Below are 17,488 nucleotides of genomic sequence, written 5' to 3'. Positions count from 1 at the left end.
TGGTCGTACCGCGGCTGTGCCGTCGTACTCCCACACTGCTCTGCCGCAGTTCCGCGGACCATGGAGTCCGTCGGCCTCTTGAACGGGGGGTTTTCCCTACCTCTGGCCGCCCGCGTCAGGCGCGCGGTCCCGCCACGGCAGCTCGGCCGTCACCGTCGTCGGGCCGCCGGCCGGCGAGTCGACGACGAACAGGCCGTCTACGGCGTCCAGCCGCTCGGCAAGACCGCTCATGCCGGTCCCCCCGTCGAGCTGCGCACCGCCGCGCCCGTCATCCCACACCTGGATCAGCAGCCGGTTCTCCACCCGCCACACATCGACCGACGCGGTCCGCGCCCCGCTGTGCTTGCTGATGTTCTGCAGCAGCTCGGAGACGGTGAAGTAGGCGATGCCCTCGATCGCCGCGGCCGGCCTGGCGTCCAGGTCGGCCGTCACCTTCACGGGCACGGTGCAGCGTGAGGCGACGGAGGAGAGCGCCGCGTCCAGGCCACGGTCGGTGAGGACCGCGGGGTGGATCCCGCGCGCGAGGTCCCGCAGCTCCTGCAGCGCCAGCTTCACCTCGCCGTGCGCCTCCGCGATCATCCCCGCCGCGTAGTCCGGGTCCTCCAGAAGCTTCTCCTTGGCCAGACCCAGCCCCATGGCCAGATTGACCAGCCGCGCCTGCGCCCCGTCGTGCAGGTCGCGCTCGATGCGCCGGAGGTCGGCGGCGGCCGTGTCGACCACGACCCCCCGGTCCGACTCCAGCTCGGCGATACGGCGCTCCAGCTCGTCCGAGGGCGACAGCAGCCCGCGCACCATCGCCCGGTCCGCGTTGGTCAGCCCCCGCGCGATGAACGGCAGCACCGGCCACAGCACGAACAGCGAGGCCAGCGTGATGGTGAAGGTGAGGATGCCCCAGGGCAGCCGGATGAAGTCGTACAGAACCGTGCGCCAGCCCACCGGGTCCTTCAGTGCCATCCACAGCTGCGCGAAGAAGCCGTTCTTGCGGCTGCGCAACGGCAGCGGGCTCGGCTCGTCGATCCGTACGCCGAGCAGGGCCCTGGCCCGCTTCCGTTCCAGTTTGCCCAGCTGTCGCGCGCCCATCAGCCCGAACGCGAGCACCGGCAGGCCGATCACCGTGACGGTCAGCCCGGCACCGAGCCACAGCACGGTGACGACGTAGACGAACCCGAACAGCGCGACCGGAAGGTTCAGCAGAAGGTGCGCGATCTCCTTCCAGGTCTGCGAGTGAAAGGCGAAGTGGGCCGGCGGAAGGCGCTCGGCGTCCGGGGCCGTGGCGGCGTGGCGTGGCATGCCGGTGTCGGGTGTGCGTACGGTCATATGGGCTAGCGTGCCGCGCGGACGTCCGCCGCGCCATGAGGTGGGCCGCCGGGATACACGGGGGAAAACCCCACCCCTGTAGACCAAGGCGTGAAGGCCTGCTTACCGTCGCTTTATCAGGGCCTAGACTCCCGTGCGTACAGATCGTCGAACGCAGGGTTCACGTGGGTCACGAGGTCAGGGAGTGAGGACGGACGTGCGCGATTCGACCGTCGTCGTCGCGGCGGACTACTTCCAGTCGTACTCGGTCGTGGGGCTGCTCGCCGTCATCGGCGTGCTGTTCGTCGCCGTCGCCTTCGGCGCCGGCCGGCTGCTGCGGCCTGTGGTCCCCACCCCCGAGAAGCTCCTGACGTACGAGTGCGGTGTCGACCCCGTCGGCGAGGGCTGGGCCCACACCCAGGTCCGCTACTACGTCTACGCCTTCCTCTACGTCATCTTCGCCGTCGACTCGATCTTCCTGTTCCCGTGGGCGACGGTCTTCGCCGCGCCCGGCTACGGCGCGACGACGCTGGTGGAGATGTTCCTGTTCCTCGGCTTCCTGGCCGTGGGCCTGCTGTACGCCTACAAGAAGGGAGTCCTGGCATGGACGTGACTCCTTCTTCCGAGCCGGTTGTGCGGCCTGCTGAGCCGGTTGTGCGGCCTTCCGAGCCTGTTCTGCTGCCGGAGCCGAAACGGCTGGGCGCGCTCGCCCGTCTTGCCCCCGAGCCGATGAAGGTCGTCCTGAACTGGGGCCGCCGCTACTCGCTCTGGGTCTTCAACTTCGGCCTCGCCTGCTGCGCGATCGAGTTCATCGCCGCGTCGATGGCCCGCCACGACTTCATCCGGCTGGGTGTCATCCCGTTCGCACCCGGTCCGCGCCAGGCCGACCTGATGGTCGTCTCCGGCACGGTCACCGACAAGATGGCCCCTGCCGTGAAGCGCCTGTACGAGCAGATGCCCGAGCCCAAGTACGTCATCTCCTTCGGCGCGTGCAGCAACTGCGGCGGCCCGTACTGGGACTCGTACTCCGTCACCAAGGGCGTCGACCAGATCATCCCCGTGGATGTGTATGTGCCGGGCTGCCCGCCCAGGCCCGAGGCCCTGCTCCAGGGGATCATCAAGCTCCAGGAGAAGATCTCTCGGGAGTCGCTGGGGGAGCGGTACGGAACACCTGCGGGGCGTCCGTCGGCGGCGGCGCTGCAGAGCGGGTTGGTGCAGCCGCCGGGGGTGGCGGCGACGGGTGGCGGTAGCGGGGCGGATAGCAGTAGCGCGAAGGACGGCGATACGGCGAAGGACGGCCGTGCTGCGAGGGACGGCGATACGGGGGAGGCCCCATGACCGGCGCCGTCGGCTGGCTGCCCGCCCCCGCCGAGGAACTCTTCGGCGCGGAGGCCACGGCCGAGGAGTCGTACGAGGTCCTGACGGTCGACGTACCGGCGTCGGCCTGGACCACGGCACTCCGGACCGCCCGCGACGAGCTGGGCTGCACCTACTTCGACTGGCTCAGCGCGGTCGACGAACCCGGCACGGGCTTCCGCATCGCGGCCCACGTCGCCGCCCTCTCGCCGGTACGACGCCTGCTGCTCCGTACGACGGTCCCGCACGAGGCCCCTGCCCTGCCCACCGCCATCGACGTGTACGCGGGCGCGGCCTGGCACGAACGCGAGACCCACGAAATGTTCGGCGTCCACTTCGAGGGCCACCCCGCACTGGACCACCTCCTCCTGCCCGAGACCTTCGAGGGCCACCCCCTCCGCAAGGACTTCGTCCTCGCCTCCCGCGTCGTCAAGGCCTGGCCGGGCGCGAAGGAACCGGGCGAGTCCGAGCACGGCGGCCCCAAGCGCCGCCAGATGCTGCCCCCGGGCGTCCCCGACCCCAACGAATGGGGCCCCCAGAAAGGCCAACTCCCGCCCGCCCCGGCCCGCCCCGCACGGGGTGCGGCAGCACGCGGCACGGGCGAACGTCCTGCGCGGGCCGCACGTGCGGGTGCGGGTGCGGCTGCTGGCGCGGGCGACCGCCCCGTACGTCGTAGCCGTACGGCGTCGGAGGGCTCGGCGAGCCAGGCGGCGACGCCGGAGAGCGGTACAGCTTCGGGGGAGGGCACGCCTCCGACGGAGGGCACGCCTTCGGCTCCGCCGGCTGCCTCGGCTCCTCCGGCCCGGCCGCGTCGCTCGCGGAGCGTGGGCGAGGGCTCGGCCTCGCAGCGGACGGAGGCAGCGACGCCGGAGGGTGCTGCGGCAGAGGGTCAGGCGCCGGAGGGTGCGGCGGACTCAGCCTCCGCCACGCCGCCCGCGGCTCCCCGCAGCGCGGACGCCCCCTGGCACCACGCCCGCCCCGCGTTCAACGAACCTGAGCCGGAGGGGGCGGAACCGGCCGGGGAGGCGGCCCCGAAGTCCGGGGACGAGGACGCGGACGCCACCCCGGAAACCCCGCGCCCCGACCCGTCAACTTCCGAGTCCCCGACCCCCGAAGACCCCGCAGGAGGCCCGCAGTGAACGACGCGCTCGACGTCACCCTGCGACTCCTGATCGTGTTCGTCGTCTTCCTCACCTTCCCTCTGATCATCGGTCAGACGGAGCACAAGGTCATGGCCCATATGCAGGGCCGCCTCGGCCCCATGTACGCCGGTGGCTTCCACGGCTGGGCCCAACTCGTCGCGGACGGCGTGAAGTTCGCGCAGAAGGAAGACGTGGTCCCGGCGGGCGCGGACCGCCGTATCTTCCAGCTCGCCCCTGCCGTGGCCCTCCTCCCGTACCTCCTGGTCCTCCTCGCCATCCCCATCGGCCCGGGCGAGGGCGCGGTCGGCGAGGTCATCGACGCGGGCATCTTCTTCGTCCTCGCGGTGATGGGCGTGGGCGTCCTCGGCTCGCTCATGGCCGGCTGGGCCTCCGCCAACAAGTTCTCCCTCCTCGGCGGCCTGCGCACCGCCGCCCAACTCCTCGCCTACGAACTCCCGATGCTGCTCACCGCCGCCTCCGTGGCGATGGCGGCCGGCACGGTCTCCCTCCCCGGCATCGTCGACGCCTTCGAGTGGTGGTGGCTGCCCTGGCAGATCGTCGGCGCGATCGTGTTCTTCGTGGCGGGGCTGGCCGAACTGCAGCGCCCCCCGTTCGACATGCCGGTCGCCGACTCGGAGATCATCTTCGGCGCGTACACCGAGTACACCGGCCTGCGCTTCGCCCTGTTCCTCCTCGCCGAGTACGCCGGAATCGTCGTCCTGTGCGGCCTCACCACCGTCCTCTTCCTGGGCGGCTGGCACGGCCCCTGGGGCGCCGACGGCCTCGGCTGGGTCTGGACCCTGCTCAAGACGGCCGTCCTCGCCTTCATCGTGATCTGGCTCCGCGTGACCTACCCCCGCCTGCGCGAGGACCAGCTCCAGAAGCTCGCCTGGACCCTCCTCGTTCCCCTCTCCCTCGCCCAGATCGCCCTCACCGGCATCGTGAAGGTGGTGATCCAGTAACCATGGCCCCCATTCCCGGGTCCGGCCTCGCCAAGGGCCTGGCCGTCACCCTCCGCACGATGACCAGGAAGTCCGTCACCGACCAGTACCCGGACGCCCAGCCCGACCTGCCGCCCCGCACCCGTGGCGTCATCGGCCTGTTCGAGGAGAACTGCACGGTCTGCATGCTGTGCGCCCGCGAGTGCCCGGACTGGTGCATCTACATCGACTCCCACAAGGAGACGGTGCCGCCCGCGGCCCCCGGCGGTCGCGAACGCAGCCGCAACGTCCTGGACCGCTTCGCCATCGACTTCGCCCTGTGCATGTACTGCGGCATCTGCATCGAGGTCTGTCCTTTCGACGCCCTGTTCTGGTCCCCGGAGTTCGAGTACGCCGAGACCGACATCCGCGAACTCACCCACGAACGCGACAAGCTCCGCGAGTGGATGTGGACGGTCCCCGCCCCACCCGCCCTCGACCCCGCCGCCGAGGAACCCAAGGAAATCGCCGCGGCCCGCAAAACCGCCGAGAAACTGGCAGCCGCACAGGCCGAGCCGCACCCGACACCTGAGGGCGACCCCGGCACCGCGCAGCCATCCGGGCCCACAACGACCCCCACGCCTGAGAGCGGGCCCGGCACCACCCCACAGGCGAAGCCGTCCGATCCGCAGGCCAAGCCCGCCGATCCCCAGGCCAAGCCCTCCGACCCGCAGGGAGGCGAGTCGTGATCCTTGCCTCGGTCGCCGCGTCGGTGCACACCACGACCACCGTCGCCGCCGACACGCACGGCTTTCTCTCCCCGACCGGCGTCGAGATCGCCTTCCTCCTCGTCGGCCTGGTCACCTTCGGCGCCGCCCTGGTAACCGTCACCACCCGGCAACTGGTGCATGCCGCCCTGTGGCTGGTAGTGACTCTCGGCGGCCTCGCCGTCGAATACCTCCTGCTCACCGCCGAGTTCATCGCCTGGGTCCAGGTCCTCATCTACGTCGGCTCCGTCGTCGTCCTCCTTCTGTTCGGTCTGATGCTCACCCGGGCCCCCATCGGCCGCTCCCCGGACGCCGATTCCGGCAACCGCTGGGCCGCCCTCACCGTCGCCGTCGCCGCGGCGGCCGCCCTGGTCTGGGTCGTCGTCGATGCCTTCCGCACGACCTGGATCGAGCTGGACGGCCCGGCCGCCGGCTCCACCGAGGCCACCGGAGCGAGCCTCTTCCAGAACTGGGTCCTCCCCTTCGAGGCCCTCTCCGTCCTCCTCCTCGCCGCCCTGGTCGGCGCGATCGTCCTCTCCCGCAAGACAAAGGCGGACGCGGCTACCGGCCCGAACACCCCGAGCGCCAAGGGAGCCGGCCCAGACAAGGGGACCGACGCGAGCAAGGGGACCGCCCCGAGCAAGGGTGCTAACCCAAGCAAGGGGACCGGCAACAGCGCGGGAGCCCCCAGCGGCACAGGAGCCGGCAACGCAGACGGCTCCGACAAGGAAGGTGTCCGCTGATGCACCTCGCCTACCCCGCCGTACTCTCCGCCCTCCTCTTCTGCACCGGCCTGTACGGCGTCCTCGCCCGGCGCAACGCGATCCTGGTCCTGATGTCCGTCGAGCTGATGCTCAACGCCGTCAACCTCAACCTCGTCGCCTTCGACGTCTGGCTCAGCAGGACCGCCGAGGAGACCCTGCACTCCGGCCAGGCGCTGACCCTGTTCATCATCGCCATCGCCGCCGCCGAGATCGGCATCGGCCTGGCGATCGTCCTCGCCGTCCACCGCAACCGCGGCACCGCGGACATCGACAAGCTCCGCGACACCGCCGAGGGCCACGAGCCCGAGAGCCCCGAGACCGACGGCCCGGCAGCCGGCGCGGCCGAGAAGGCTGAGGCCACCGCGTGACCACGACCACCCTCGCCGTCCTCGTCCCCCTTCTCCCGTTCCTGGGCGCGGCCGCCGGCTTGCTCCTGGGCCGTAGCGCTCCCGGCTTCGTCCGCCCGCTCGCTGTCCTGCCGGTCCTCACCTCCCTTGTCGTGGCTGTACTGGTCGCCGTTCGCCAGGGCGGTGACGAGGCCGTGAGCGCGGCCACCGAACTGACCCCCACGGGCTCGATCCCGATCGAACTCGCCCTGCACATCGACGGCTTCGCCGCCCTCGTCGCCGTACTGGTCGCCTTCGTCGCCTCCTGCGTGCAGATCTATTCGATGGGCTACCTGCGCGACGACCCGCGCTACCCCTCGTACGCCGCCCTCGTCTCCCTCTTCACCTCCGCGATGCTCCTCGTCGTCTACTCCGGCGACCTGATGGTGCTGCTGGTCGGCTGGGAGATCATGGGCATCTGCTCCTACTTCCTGGTCGGTCACTACTGGGAGACCCCGGAGGCCCGCGCCGCCTCCCTCAAGGCCTTCCTGGTGACCAAGCTCGGTGACGTCCCCTTCCTGATCGGCCTGTTCGCGCTGGCCACCGACGCCGGGTCCTTCCGGATCACCAAGGTTCTCGGTGCCGTGTCGACCGGCGCGCTCGACCATCCGACCCTGATCGCCCTGCTGCTCCTCGCCGGCGTCGCGGGCAAGTCGGCGCAGTTCCCGCTGCACACGTGGCTCCCCGACGCGATGGCCGGCCCGACGCCCGTCTCCGCGCTGATCCACGCCGCGACGATGGTCGCCGCCGGTGTCTACTTCATCGCCCGTCTCCTCCCTGTCTTCGAGGCCTCGCAGGCCGCGATGGTCGTTCTCGCCGTCATGGCCGCGGTCACGATGGCCGGCTCGGCGCTGGCCGCGCTCGCCCAGGACGACATCAAGCGCGTCCTCGCCTACTCGACGATCGGCCAGCTCGGCTACATGACCGGCGCCCTCGCCGTCGGCGACCGCGGAGCCGCCGTCTTCCACCTCCTCACGCACGGCGCCTTCAAGGCGCTGCTGTTCCTCGCGGCCGGCGTGATCATCCACGCCGCCGGCACCAACTCGCTGGCCGCCATGTCCCGGATGCGCGACCTGCGCGACCGCGTCCCGGACGCCTACTGGACGATGACCGTGGCCCTCCTCGCGCTCGCCGCGATCCCGCCCTTCAGCGGCTTCTTCTCCAAGGAGTCCGTCCTCGGCGCCGCTGAGCACATCACCACCGGCCACGCCGAGGGCGTCCCCGTCGCCGTGGGCTGGATCATCCTCGTCGCAGGCCTGCTCACAGCCCTGCTCACCGCCGCCTACGCGATGCGCCTGTGGCTGCTCGCCTTCCGCGGCCGGGGAGCCGAGGCCCCGGACCACGGCAGGCAGCCCCTCACCATGACCGTGGTGCTCTGGGTGCTCGCCGCGCCGTCACTCGCCATCGGCGGGCTGGCCTACCAGTCGCTGCCCGGCTGGTTCGACGGCGACGAGCTGACCCCGACCCTCACCACGTCCATCCTCGGCACGGGCCTCGCCGTCGTCGGCGGACTCGTCACCTACGGAGCCTGGCAGCGCACCACCGCACTGGCGGCCCGCACACCGATCGGCGCGGTCGCGGCCCACCCCGAAGGCGACGCAGCACTGGTCGAGGCCGAGGCCATCGCAAGCCACGCGCCCGCCTACGGAGACGTGGCCTACGCGCCCGACCCGGCCGACCCGGGCCGCTTCCTGCTCGGCCCGATCCACCGTCACGCGGCCGTCGGCTTCCACCTCGACGCCGTGTATTCGGCACTCTTCGTCCGCCCGGTCCGGGCCGGAGCCACCCTCGTCCGGTTCCTGGACCGCGAGGTCGTCGAGACCTACGTACGCGGCGCGGGCACCCTGCCCCGCTGGCTCGGTGCCGCCGTACGACGCGCCCAGACCGGCAATGTGCAGACCTATGTGAGCGCGCTGCTCGCCGGCACCGTCGTCCTCGCGGTCGCCGCCGTCCTCGTCGCCACGGGAGCGTGAGCAGGCGTGATCGATATCAACGAGTCCGTGATGCAGTTCCTTCTGGCATTCGTCGTCGTCGGCCCGCTCCTCGGCGCGGCCGCCGCTCTCCTGCCGGCCCCGCCCGGGCTGAAGGGAAAGTCACCCGAGCAGGCCGTGCTGCGGCACGGCGTCACCGTGACCGGCGCGGTCCTCATCGCCGCGATCGTCCTCACGCTGGGCTTCGACCACGACCAGCCGTCGAAGATGCAGGCCAGCACGGACATCAGCTGGATCCCCGCACTCGACGTACGGATCCACCTCGGCATCGACGGCATTTCCCTCCCCCTTCTGGTCCTGACCGCGCTGCTGACCTTCCTCTGCGCGCTCTACTCCTACTTCAAGATGCCTGCGGGCCCGACCCCGAAGGCCTTCGTCGCACTGCTGCTCGTCCTCGAGTCCGGCACCCTCGCGACCTTCGCCGTCCTCGATCTGCTGCTGTTCTTCCTCGCGTTCGAGATGGTGCTCATCCCGATGTACTTCCTCATCGCCCGCTGGGGCGGCGAGGGCCGGACCCAGGCGGCCTGGCGGTTCATCCTCTACACGCTGCTCGGATCCGTGGTCATGCTGCTCGGCCTGCTCCTGATCGGAATCAACGCGGGCACATTCGACATGGTGGCACTCGCCACTGACAACGGCCGGTCGCTGACCACATCCGTGCAGGTCATCGCCGTTTTGTCGATCGGGATCGGGCTTGCGGTCAAGACGCCGATGTGGCCGCTGCACAGCTGGCTGCCGGACGCCCACACCGCGGCGCCGACCGTCGGTTCGGTCCTACTGGCAGGCGTCCTGCTGAAGATGGGTACGTACGGGTTCGTCCGAATCCTGCTGCCCATCACGCCCGACGGCTTCCGCACCTTCGCGCCGTACCTCGCCGCGTTCGCCGTCGTCGGGATCATCTACGGATCCCTGGCCTGCCTCGCCCTCGCCAAGCGGGGCGCGAAGGGCGATCTGAAGCGCCTCATCGCCTATTCCTCCGTCGGACACATGGGCTTCGTCCTGCTCGGCATCGCGACGATGACCCCGACCGGCGTGAACGGCGCCCTGTTCGCCAACATCGCCCACGGCCTCATCACCGGCCTCCTCTTCTTCCTGGTCGGCGCGCTGAAGGACCGCACGGGCACGACCGACCTCGACACCCTCGCCGACAAGACCGGCGCGGCCCTCTACGCCAAGACACCCCGCCTCGGCGGTCTGCTCGCCTTCGCCGCGGTCGCCTCGCTCGGGCTGCCGGGCCTCGCCGGATTCTGGGGCGAGATGCTGGCGCTGTTCGGCGCGTTCGACCCCGCCGACGAACTCAGCCGCCCGGCGTTCCTGGCCTTCATGTCGATCGCTGCGTTCGGCACGCTGCTGACGGCCGCGTACCTGCTCGTCGTGGTCCGCCGCGTCTGCATGGGCGTCGTCCCGCACGAGGCACCGAAGCTCGCCGACGTCCAGAGCTACGAGTTCGCGGCCTGGACCCCGCTCGTCGCCCTGACCGTCATCGCCGGGCTGTGGCCGAAGGCACTCCTCGGCCTGACCGACCCGGCCGTGCAGCAGCTCCTCGCAGGAGGCACCCGATGAGCGCCCTGGCCCAGCCACTGGCCGAGTCCCTCGTCCAGTCCGTCGACTGGCTCGCCATCGCGCCGCCCACCGTCGCGGCAGTCGTCGGCCTCGTCGTCCTCGTGGCCGACCTGTTCCTCGCCGATGCCCGGAAGTCACTGCTCGGCTGGGTGTCGGTCGCGGGCCTCGCCGCCTCGGCCGCCCTGCTGCTGCCCCTCCTGGACGGCGACCGCAGCACCTTCTGCCTGACCGGCGCCCCGGACATCTGCAGCTATACGGCCGACCGCTTCACCCTCGTCATCCAGTTCCTGGTCCTCGGCGGCGCCCTCCTGGCCGCCCTGCTGTCGGTGACAGCCCTCAAGGACGCCAACAAGGGACTCCCCGAAGGGGAGTTCTGGTTCCTGCTGCTGTCCTCCGCGGCCGGTGCCGCCCTCCTGCCCGCCTCCCGCGACCTGGCGACCCTCATCGTCGCCCTGGAAGTCGCCTCCCTGCCCGCCTTCGCCCTCGTCGGCCTCCGCCACGGCGACCGGAAGTCCTCCGAGGCGGCGCTGAAGTTCTTCCTGTCCTCGGTGACCGCGACCGCGGTCAGCCTCATGGGCATCAGCTTCGTGTACGCCTCCACCGGCACCCTCTACCTCACCCAGATCGCCGACCGGATCCAGGACGTCGACGGACAGCTCGACACCCTCGCCCAGACCGGCGTCGTCCTCACCCTCGTCGGCTTCGCCTTCAAGACGGCCGCCGTGCCCTTCCACTTCTGGGTGCCCGACACCTACATCGGAGCGCCGCTGCCGGTCGCCGCCTATCTGTCGGTCGTCGGCAAGGCGGTCGGCTTCTCCGGCCTGATCCTCGTCACGGTCATCGCGCTGCCGTCGTACGCCGACGTCTGGGGCCCGGCACTCGCCGCGCTGGCCGCCCTGACCATGACCGTCGGCAACGTCGGCGCCCTGCGCCAGCAGGCCACGCGCGCGTACAGCGCCGTACGACTGCTCGCCTGGTCGTCCGTCGGCCAGGCCGGCTATCTCCTCGTGCCGATCGCCGCCGCCGCGTACTCCGACGACGCCGAGAAGTCCATCGGCTCCACCGTCGCCTACGCCCTCATGTACGCCGCCGTGAACCTCGGCGCCTTCGCGGTGGCCGCACTGGTGGGCCGTACAAGATCCCTCAACCGCATCACCGACTACCGCGGCCTGTACGCGAAGAACCCCCTCTCCGCCCTCCTCCTGGCTTTCTTCCTGCTCTGCCTCGCCGGACTGCCCCCGGGCATCATCGGCCTCTTCGCCAAGGTCACCGTCTTCTCCGCGGCCGTCGACGCGGGCCTCGGCTGGCTCGCCGTGGTGATGGCCGTCAACGTAGTGATCGCGCTCTTCTACTACCTCCAGTGGACGGCCCTGCTCTTCCGCGCCCCGGAGGGCGAGCCCGTCGAGCACCGGGTGCCCGCACCCGTCACCGCGGCGATCACCATCACCGCGGTACTCGGCATCGCCCTCTCCGGAGCGCCCCAGGTGGTCCTGCGCTTCGCCGACACCGGCCTCTTCTGAGCGCACGGCACCTCACCCGGACGGCCCACGCCCGCCGCCGCACGCACAAGGGAACTAGTCCCCCTCGCCTGGCGTTGACCAGTACGGGAGGGTCCACTGGACGTGACACCACGGCACCAGTGGCTTCGGATATCGACAAGCAAAGGGTTCCCCTGCCGCACCACTTGGAGGGCGTACCGTGCACCGCCGGCACAACGGGCTCAGGACCGCAGTACTCCTCGGGGGACTGTCCGCACTCATCATCGTCATCGGCAGCCTCTTCGGCCGTATGGGGCTCGTCGTCGCGGTCGTGATCGCCCTCGGGACCAACGCGTACGCGTACTGGAACAGCGACAAGCTCGCGCTACGCGCGATGCGCGCCCGCCCGGTGAGCGAATTCGAGGCCCCGGCCCTGTACCGCATGGTCCGTGACCTCTCCACCCAGGCCCGCCAGCCCATGCCCCGCCTGTACATCTCCCCGACGGAGGCGCCGAACGCCTTCGCGACCGGCCGCAATCCGCGCAACGCGGCCGTGTGCTGCACCGAAGGCATCCTGCGCATCCTCGACGAGCGCGAGCTGCGCGGTGTCATCGGCCACGAACTCAGCCACGTCTACAACCGCGACATCCTGATCTCGTCGGTCGCCGGCGCGCTCGCCTCGGTGATCATGTTCCTGGTCAACTTCGCCTGGCTGATCCCGATCGGCCGCTCCGATGACGACGACGGCCCCGGCCTCCTCGGCATGCTGCTGATCATGATCCTGGGCCCGCTCGCCGCCACTCTCATCCAACTGGCCATCAGCCGCTCCAGGGAGTACGAGGCGGACGCGTCCGGCGCCCAGCTCACCGGCGATCCCCTGGCCCTCGCCAGCGCCCTGCGCAAGCTCGAGACAGGCACCAAGCAGCTCCCGCTGCCGCCCGAGCCCCGGATCGAGACGGCGAGCCACATGATGATCGCGAACCCCTTCCGCCCAGGTCAGGGATTCTCCAAGATGTTCTCGACACATCCGCCGATGGCGGAACGCATCGCCCGGCTCGAGAAGATGGCAGGTCGCCCCCAGTGAAGACAATCCTCAACGTCATCTGGCTCGTCCTGAGCGGTTTCTGGCTGTTCCTCGGCTACCTGCTCGCGGGCGTGCTGCTGTGCATCACCATCATCGGCATTCCATTTGGCATCGCCGCGTTCCGTATCGGCGTCTACGCCCTGTGGCCCTTCGGGTACACAACGGTCGAGCGCCGCGACGCCGGCGCCCCCTCCTGCGTCGGCAACGTCCTGTGGCTGGTCCTCGCGGGCTGGTGGCTCGCCCTGGCCCACATCGTCACCGGCATCGCCCTGTGCATCACGATCATCGGCATCCCGTTCGGCATCGCCAACTTCAAGCTCATCCCGGTGTCGCTGCTCCCGCTGGGACGCGAAATCGTGTCGACAGACCAGCCGTTCTCGTCGCGCTGGTAGGGCAGAGGCGGCAGCTGGTCCAGTAGGTCGGTGGCGGCAATCGCTCCGCCTCCGACCGCCAGTTATCCACAGCCCGACGGTTGTCCACAGCCTCGCCCGATTGTCAGCGGCGGCTTGCATCATGAACCCATGACCGAGATCGAGCAGTTGCTGACACGGGCGGCGGCCAGGGCACGCAACACCCACCCGTGGGGCTGGAGTTCACTCCCCGATCCCGTGGACAAGGCCACCCTGCCCCCGCTGCTCGCCGAGCTCTACCTGCGGATAGGAGACGGCGGATTCGGCGAAGGCGTCCTGCCGATATCCCACCGGGGCTGCAGGACGTACGCGTGATGAACGAAGAGCTGGAGCCGGCCCCTTGGGCTAACTTCCGCATACGCACGGCGCCGATGCCGTAACCCGCCTCGCAAGGCCACGGGCGCACCGCGCACCTACCGCCCGGCCACCCACCGCCGCCGTACGCCATACGCCGCCACACCCACCGCCAGCACGCCCGCACCCACGACCACCGAGACCACGGGCAACGCGAACGCCAGCACCATGCACCCGAGCAGCCCGACCGCTGGCACCACCCGGGCCAAGGGAGCCGATCCGAGCGTCCAGGCCGAGGCGTTGGCCACCGCGTAGTAGACCAGCACACCGAAGGAGGAGAACCCGATCGCGCCGCGTACATCCACCGTGGCGGCCAGGACCGCGACCACCGCGCCCACGGCCAGCTCCGCCCGGTGCGGCACCTGGAAGCGGGGATGGACGGCCGCCAGCGCGCCGGGCAGATGCCGGTCCCGCGCCATCGCGAGCGTCGTACGCGAGACACCGAGGATCAGGGCGAGCAGCGAACCCAACGCGGCCACGGCAGCACCCACCCGTACCACCGGCACCAGCCCCGGAACCCCTGCCGCCCGCACCGCGTCGGCCAGTGGCGCGGCCGCGTCGCCCAGAGCACCCGCCCCCAGCACGGAAAGGACAGCCACCGCCACGCACACGTACACCATCAGCGCGATGCCCAGAGCCAGCGGGATGGCACGGGGAATGGTGCGCGCGGGATCCCGTACCTCCTCACCGAGAGTCGCGATCCGCGCGTACCCGGCGAACGCGAAGAACAGCAGACCAGCCGCCTGAAGCACCCCGCCCAGACCACCGGAGGCCCCGATGTCCAGCCGCCCGGCGTCGGAGTCCCCGGAGCCCAGGCACACGACCACCACGGAAGCGAGGACAGCCAGCACGACAGCCACGATCACCCGGGTCAGCCAGGCCGACTTCTTGACCCCGCCATAGTTCACCGCGGTCAGCGCCACCACGGCCGCGACCGCCACGGCGTGCGCCTGCTCCGGCCAGACGTACGCGCCCACGGTGAGCGCCATCGCCGCACAGGACGCCGTCTTGCCGACCACGAACGACCAGCCGGCGAGATAACCCCAGAACTCCCCGAGCCGCTCGCGCCCGTACACATATGTGCCGCCCGAGGCCGGATACAGCGCGGCCAGCCGCGCCGACGACATGGCGTTGCAGTAGGCGACCACGGCGGCGAGGCCCAGCCCGAGCAACAGCCCGGACCCGGCGGCGTGCGCGGCGGGCGCCAGGGCGGCGAAGATCCCGGCTCCGACCATCGAGCCCAGGCCGATGAGCACGGCGTCCCCCACACCCAGGGTGCGCCGTAGCTCAGAGCTGGAAGTTGTCACGCACCGCACCCTACTGATCAGTGCAACCGCCGGGTGCACCGGTGACGTCCTCTCCATCAACAAGGCACGAACACGCGCGCGACGAGTACAACCCGCCCGGCGGGACCCACATCACAGCGCAGGGACAGTGCGGGCACAGCACGAAAGGGCAGGTTCACGGCATGACCATCGTTGGCTGGATCATCCTGGGGCTGTTGGCCGGAGCCATCGCCAAGTTCCTGCTGCCGGGCCGTGACCCGGGCGGCTTCATCGGTACGACCGTGATCGGCATCGCGGGAGCGTTCATCGGCGGCTGGATATCGGCCCGTTGGCTGGACCACCCGATCACCAAGGACTTCTACGACACCACGACCTGGGCCGCGGCGATCGGCGGCTCACTGGTCCTGCTGGTCGCCTACCGCCTCCTGTTCGGCAACTCGCGCGACTGAGTGCATCCCCCGACCGCAGCCAGCAGGCGAGAAGGGTGGGCACCGCTCGGTGCCCACCCTTCCTCGTACGGCGTCAAAGGCGCGCCTTACCGGTAGTTCACGAACTGCAGCGCGAAGTCGAAGTCCTTGCCCTTCAGCAGAGCGATGACGGCCTGCAGGTCATCACGGCTCTTCGAGCTGACCCGCAGCTCCTCGCCCTGCACCTGGGCCTTCACGCCCTTCGGACCCTCGTCGCGAATGATCTTCGCCACCTTCTTCGCGTTCTCCTGGGAGATGCCCTCCTCGATCGACGCGAAGATCTTGTACTCCTTGCCGGACAGCTGGGGCTCGCCCGCGTCCAGGGCCTTCAGCGAGATCCCGCGCTTGATCAGCTTGGACTGGAAGACGTCGAGGACAGCCTTCACCCGGTCCTCGGAGTTCGCCTCCATCAGGATCTTGTCACCGGACCACGAGATCGAGGCACCCACGCCCTTGAAGTCGTAGCGCTGCGAGATCTCCTTGGCGGCCTGGTTGAGGGCGTTGTCGACCTCCTGCCGCTCGACCTTCGAGACGATGTCGAAACTGGAGTCGGCCATGTCCTGTGGCTCCTTGTATCGGGGTGCGTATCGGGTGCGTATCGGCGTACGTGGGGCCGCCGAGCCCGGCGTCGTCCCGGGCCGCATCCGCATAAGCCTAGCCACCCACCGTCCCCCGAGCGCCGATCAATCGGGTGGCGAAGCACCCCTGTCCATCGGGTATTGTTTACGTCGTTGCCAGCGAGCACCGCCGAAAAGCGGTTCGAACGGCAGCAACCCCGGCGGTGTGCCCGAGCGGCCAAAGGGAGCAGACTGTAAATCTGCCGGCTCAGCCTTCCCAGGTTCGAATCCTGGCGCCGCCACATTTGAGGAGACCCCCTCCGAACTGCGGAAACGCAGACGGAGGGGGTCTCTTCGTTGGCGGGGCGTCCTGTCGGGGCACACTGGCCCCATGTCCACTCCTCGCAGACGGTGTCCCGAATGCCGGCGTGAGATCGCCGTCGTTGCGGGGAGGTTCGCGCGGCATGATCCGCCGGGGGCGCGGGAGAGTGGGGAGCTGGTGTCCTGCTCCGGCTCACGCAGACTCGCGGAACTCGGGGCGACCCAGCCGTCGTTGGACGGGTACGTCGTCCCCGAGTTTCCCGGGCAGCTGCCGCTCTTCTGAGGGGCGCGGGTCTGCTCCGACCCCGCAGCCGCCCCTCAGTTGCCCGCCACCGACTTCACCGCGACCGTCACGGGCGCCGACCCGCTGACCAGCTCCAGGGTCAGGCCTGCCGTCGCCGGAGTGTCCACGAGTTCCGCCAGTACGGCGGCCACATCGTCGCGCGGAATCGCGCCGCGGCCCGTGTGGGCCTCCAGGCGTACGAGACCGGTACCGGCGTCGTTCGTGAGCATGCCGGGGCGCAGGATCGTCCAGTCCAGGGCGTCGAGGCTCTGTACGTGCGCGTCGGCCTCGCCCTTGGCGCGCAGATACACGTCAAAGACCTCGCTCCCTTCGTGTTCCGGGTTCGCGCCCATCGATGACACGACCACATGGCGCCGTACGCCCGCCCGGACCGCCGCGTCCGCGAACAGGATCGCCGCGTCCCGGTCCACCGTGTCCTTGCGGGCCGCCCCGCTGCCGGGGCCCGCGCCGGCCGCGAAGACCGCCGCGTCCGCGCCCTGCAGATGGGCCGCGGCCTCCTCGACCGAGGCCGACTCCAGGTCCAGCAGGATCGGTTCGGCGCCGGCCTCCCTCAGATCGTCGCCCTGTTCGGCGTGGCGGATGATCCCCGCAACCTCGTCTCCGCGCGCGGCGAGCAGCCGCTCCAGCCGCAGCGCGATCTGACCATGACCCCCAGCGATGACAATGCGCATGCTTCCGACCGTACGCCCGGACGGCCGCCCACGCCGCACGACTTCAGCCACGCCCCACGGCGCGCACTCCCCGGATCGTGCGCCGGGCGCCTACCAACGCCGCACGCTCCGCATCCCGCAGCGCCCGCACCACGGTCACGCGCCCCACAACAGGGCGCACACAACACCCGCGCACGCCCGATCTCAATCCCGAACCCAATCCCAATCCCAACCTCGCCCCGGCCCGGGCCGACCCGCGAACCCCAGTTCCCATCACCCCAGCCCACACGCCAACTCACACCCCGCCCCCGGGGCGGGGGGGGGCGCGGGGGCCCGCCCCCGGCCCCCGCCGGCCGGCCCCGCGACGGCGGCCGCGCCGGGGGGGGGCCCCG

19 protein-coding genes and 1 tRNA gene are annotated in these 17,488 nt (G+C 70.5%); 16 read left to right on the top strand and 4 right to left on the bottom strand.

Annotated features, from left to right (window positions below; translation table 11 throughout):
• Positions 1–96 precede the first annotated feature (96 nt).
• Entirely contained in the window at positions 97–1,290 is a 1,194-nt protein-coding gene (locus AB0I98_RS03030) for a sensor domain-containing protein (RefSeq protein WP_362934855.1), read from the bottom strand.
• Positions 1,291–1,513: 223 nt separating this feature from the next.
• Between AB0I98_RS03030 and AB0I98_RS03025 the strand changes: the two genes are divergently transcribed.
• The 13 genes from AB0I98_RS03025 to AB0I98_RS02965 all read left to right on the top strand — a co-directional run bounded on the left by AB0I98_RS03025 (position 1,514) and on the right by AB0I98_RS02965 (position 13,472).
• Positions 1,514–1,909, top strand: a complete 396-nt coding sequence (locus AB0I98_RS03025) for an NADH-quinone oxidoreductase subunit A (protein ID WP_362934346.1) — start codon at positions 1,514–1,516, stop codon at positions 1,907–1,909.
• Entirely contained in the window at positions 1,900–2,634 is a 735-nt protein-coding gene (locus AB0I98_RS03020) for an NADH-quinone oxidoreductase subunit B family protein (protein ID WP_362934343.1), read from the top strand. Before AB0I98_RS03025 ends, AB0I98_RS03020 begins: the two co-directional genes overlap by 10 nt.
• Complete coding sequence (locus tag AB0I98_RS03015; RefSeq protein WP_362934340.1) at positions 2,631–3,791, top strand: NADH-quinone oxidoreductase subunit C; 1,161 nt, start codon at positions 2,631–2,633, stop codon at positions 3,789–3,791. Before AB0I98_RS03020 ends, AB0I98_RS03015 begins: the two co-directional genes overlap by 4 nt.
• Positions 3,788–4,756: a complex I subunit 1 family protein gene (locus AB0I98_RS03010; protein WP_362934337.1), complete on the top strand. Its 969-nt coding sequence runs from the start codon at positions 3,788–3,790 to the stop codon at positions 4,754–4,756. The genes AB0I98_RS03015 and AB0I98_RS03010 overlap by 4 nt, the downstream gene beginning before the upstream one ends.
• 2 nt (positions 4,757–4,758) lie before the next feature.
• Positions 4,759–5,463: an NADH-quinone oxidoreductase subunit I gene (locus tag AB0I98_RS03005; RefSeq protein WP_362934334.1), complete on the top strand. Its 705-nt coding sequence runs from the start codon at positions 4,759–4,761 to the stop codon at positions 5,461–5,463.
• On the top strand, positions 5,460–6,224 hold the full coding sequence (locus AB0I98_RS03000; protein ID WP_362934332.1) for an NADH-quinone oxidoreductase subunit J: 765 nt from the start codon (positions 5,460–5,462) through the stop codon (positions 6,222–6,224). The genes AB0I98_RS03005 and AB0I98_RS03000 overlap by 4 nt, the downstream gene beginning before the upstream one ends.
• A complete protein-coding gene (gene nuoK / locus AB0I98_RS02995) occupies positions 6,224–6,613 on the top strand; it encodes an NADH-quinone oxidoreductase subunit NuoK (RefSeq protein WP_362934330.1) in 390 nt (129 codons plus the stop codon). Before AB0I98_RS03000 ends, nuoK begins: the two co-directional genes overlap by 1 nt.
• On the top strand, positions 6,610–8,604 hold the full coding sequence (locus AB0I98_RS02990) for an NADH-quinone oxidoreductase subunit L (protein ID WP_362934328.1): 1,995 nt from the start codon (positions 6,610–6,612) through the stop codon (positions 8,602–8,604). Before nuoK ends, AB0I98_RS02990 begins: the two co-directional genes overlap by 4 nt.
• Before the next feature lie 6 nt (positions 8,605–8,610).
• Positions 8,611–10,185, top strand: coding sequence for an NADH-quinone oxidoreductase subunit M (locus AB0I98_RS02985; protein ID WP_362934325.1), 1,575 nt, complete (start codon positions 8,611–8,613; stop codon positions 10,183–10,185).
• Positions 10,182–11,705 (top strand): NADH-quinone oxidoreductase subunit N, encoded by a 1,524-nt coding sequence (locus AB0I98_RS02980; RefSeq protein WP_362934322.1) that lies wholly within the window; start codon positions 10,182–10,184, stop codon positions 11,703–11,705. The genes AB0I98_RS02985 and AB0I98_RS02980 overlap by 4 nt, the downstream gene beginning before the upstream one ends.
• A 178-nt stretch (positions 11,706–11,883) precedes the next feature.
• On the top strand, positions 11,884–12,747 hold the full coding sequence (htpX, locus tag AB0I98_RS02975) for a zinc metalloprotease HtpX (RefSeq protein ID WP_210582755.1): 864 nt from the start codon (positions 11,884–11,886) through the stop codon (positions 12,745–12,747).
• Entirely contained in the window at positions 12,744–13,139 is a 396-nt protein-coding gene (locus tag AB0I98_RS02970) for a YccF domain-containing protein (RefSeq protein WP_362934319.1), read from the top strand. The genes htpX and AB0I98_RS02970 overlap by 4 nt, the downstream gene beginning before the upstream one ends.
• Positions 13,140–13,268: 129 nt before the next feature.
• A complete protein-coding gene (locus tag AB0I98_RS02965) occupies positions 13,269–13,472 on the top strand; it encodes a hypothetical protein (protein ID WP_362934316.1) in 204 nt (67 codons plus the stop codon).
• 98 nt (positions 13,473–13,570) lie between these two features.
• Here AB0I98_RS02965 and AB0I98_RS02960 read toward each other — a convergent pair whose 3' ends face one another.
• Positions 13,571–14,818 (bottom strand): APC family permease, encoded by a 1,248-nt coding sequence (locus AB0I98_RS02960; RefSeq protein ID WP_362934313.1) that lies wholly within the window; start codon positions 14,816–14,818, stop codon positions 13,571–13,573.
• Positions 14,819–14,979: 161 nt separating this feature from the next.
• Here AB0I98_RS02960 and AB0I98_RS02955 point away from each other — a divergent pair, with 161 nt between their 5' ends.
• Complete coding sequence (locus AB0I98_RS02955; protein WP_210582752.1) at positions 14,980–15,246, top strand: GlsB/YeaQ/YmgE family stress response membrane protein; 267 nt, start codon at positions 14,980–14,982, stop codon at positions 15,244–15,246.
• Positions 15,247–15,332: 86 nt separating this feature from the next.
• Here AB0I98_RS02955 and AB0I98_RS02950 read toward each other — a convergent pair whose 3' ends face one another.
• Complete coding sequence (locus tag AB0I98_RS02950) at positions 15,333–15,821, bottom strand: YajQ family cyclic di-GMP-binding protein (protein ID WP_189941171.1); 489 nt, start codon at positions 15,819–15,821, stop codon at positions 15,333–15,335.
• Positions 15,822–16,041: 220 nt separating this feature from the next.
• Here AB0I98_RS02950 and AB0I98_RS02945 point away from each other — a divergent pair.
• Both AB0I98_RS02945 and AB0I98_RS02940 read left to right on the top strand, forming a co-directional pair.
• A tRNA-Tyr gene (locus AB0I98_RS02945) sits at positions 16,042–16,123 on the top strand.
• A gap of 89 nt (positions 16,124–16,212) precedes the next feature.
• Positions 16,213–16,425, top strand: coding sequence for a hypothetical protein (locus AB0I98_RS02940; protein ID WP_362934310.1), 213 nt, complete (start codon positions 16,213–16,215; stop codon positions 16,423–16,425).
• Positions 16,426–16,460: 35 nt separating this feature from the next.
• Here AB0I98_RS02940 and AB0I98_RS02935 read toward each other — a convergent pair whose 3' ends face one another.
• Positions 16,461–17,117, bottom strand: a complete 657-nt coding sequence (locus AB0I98_RS02935; RefSeq protein ID WP_362934307.1) for an SDR family oxidoreductase — start codon at positions 17,115–17,117, stop codon at positions 16,461–16,463.
• Positions 17,118–17,488: the final 371 nt, after the last annotated feature.

The organism is Streptomyces sp. NPDC050211 (genome assembly GCF_040656035.1).
Lineage (GTDB): Bacteria > Actinomycetota > Actinomycetes > Streptomycetales > Streptomycetaceae > Streptomyces.
The sequence above is the reverse complement of the archived record's forward strand: the minus strand, read 5'-3'. Positions and strand labels throughout refer to the sequence as shown.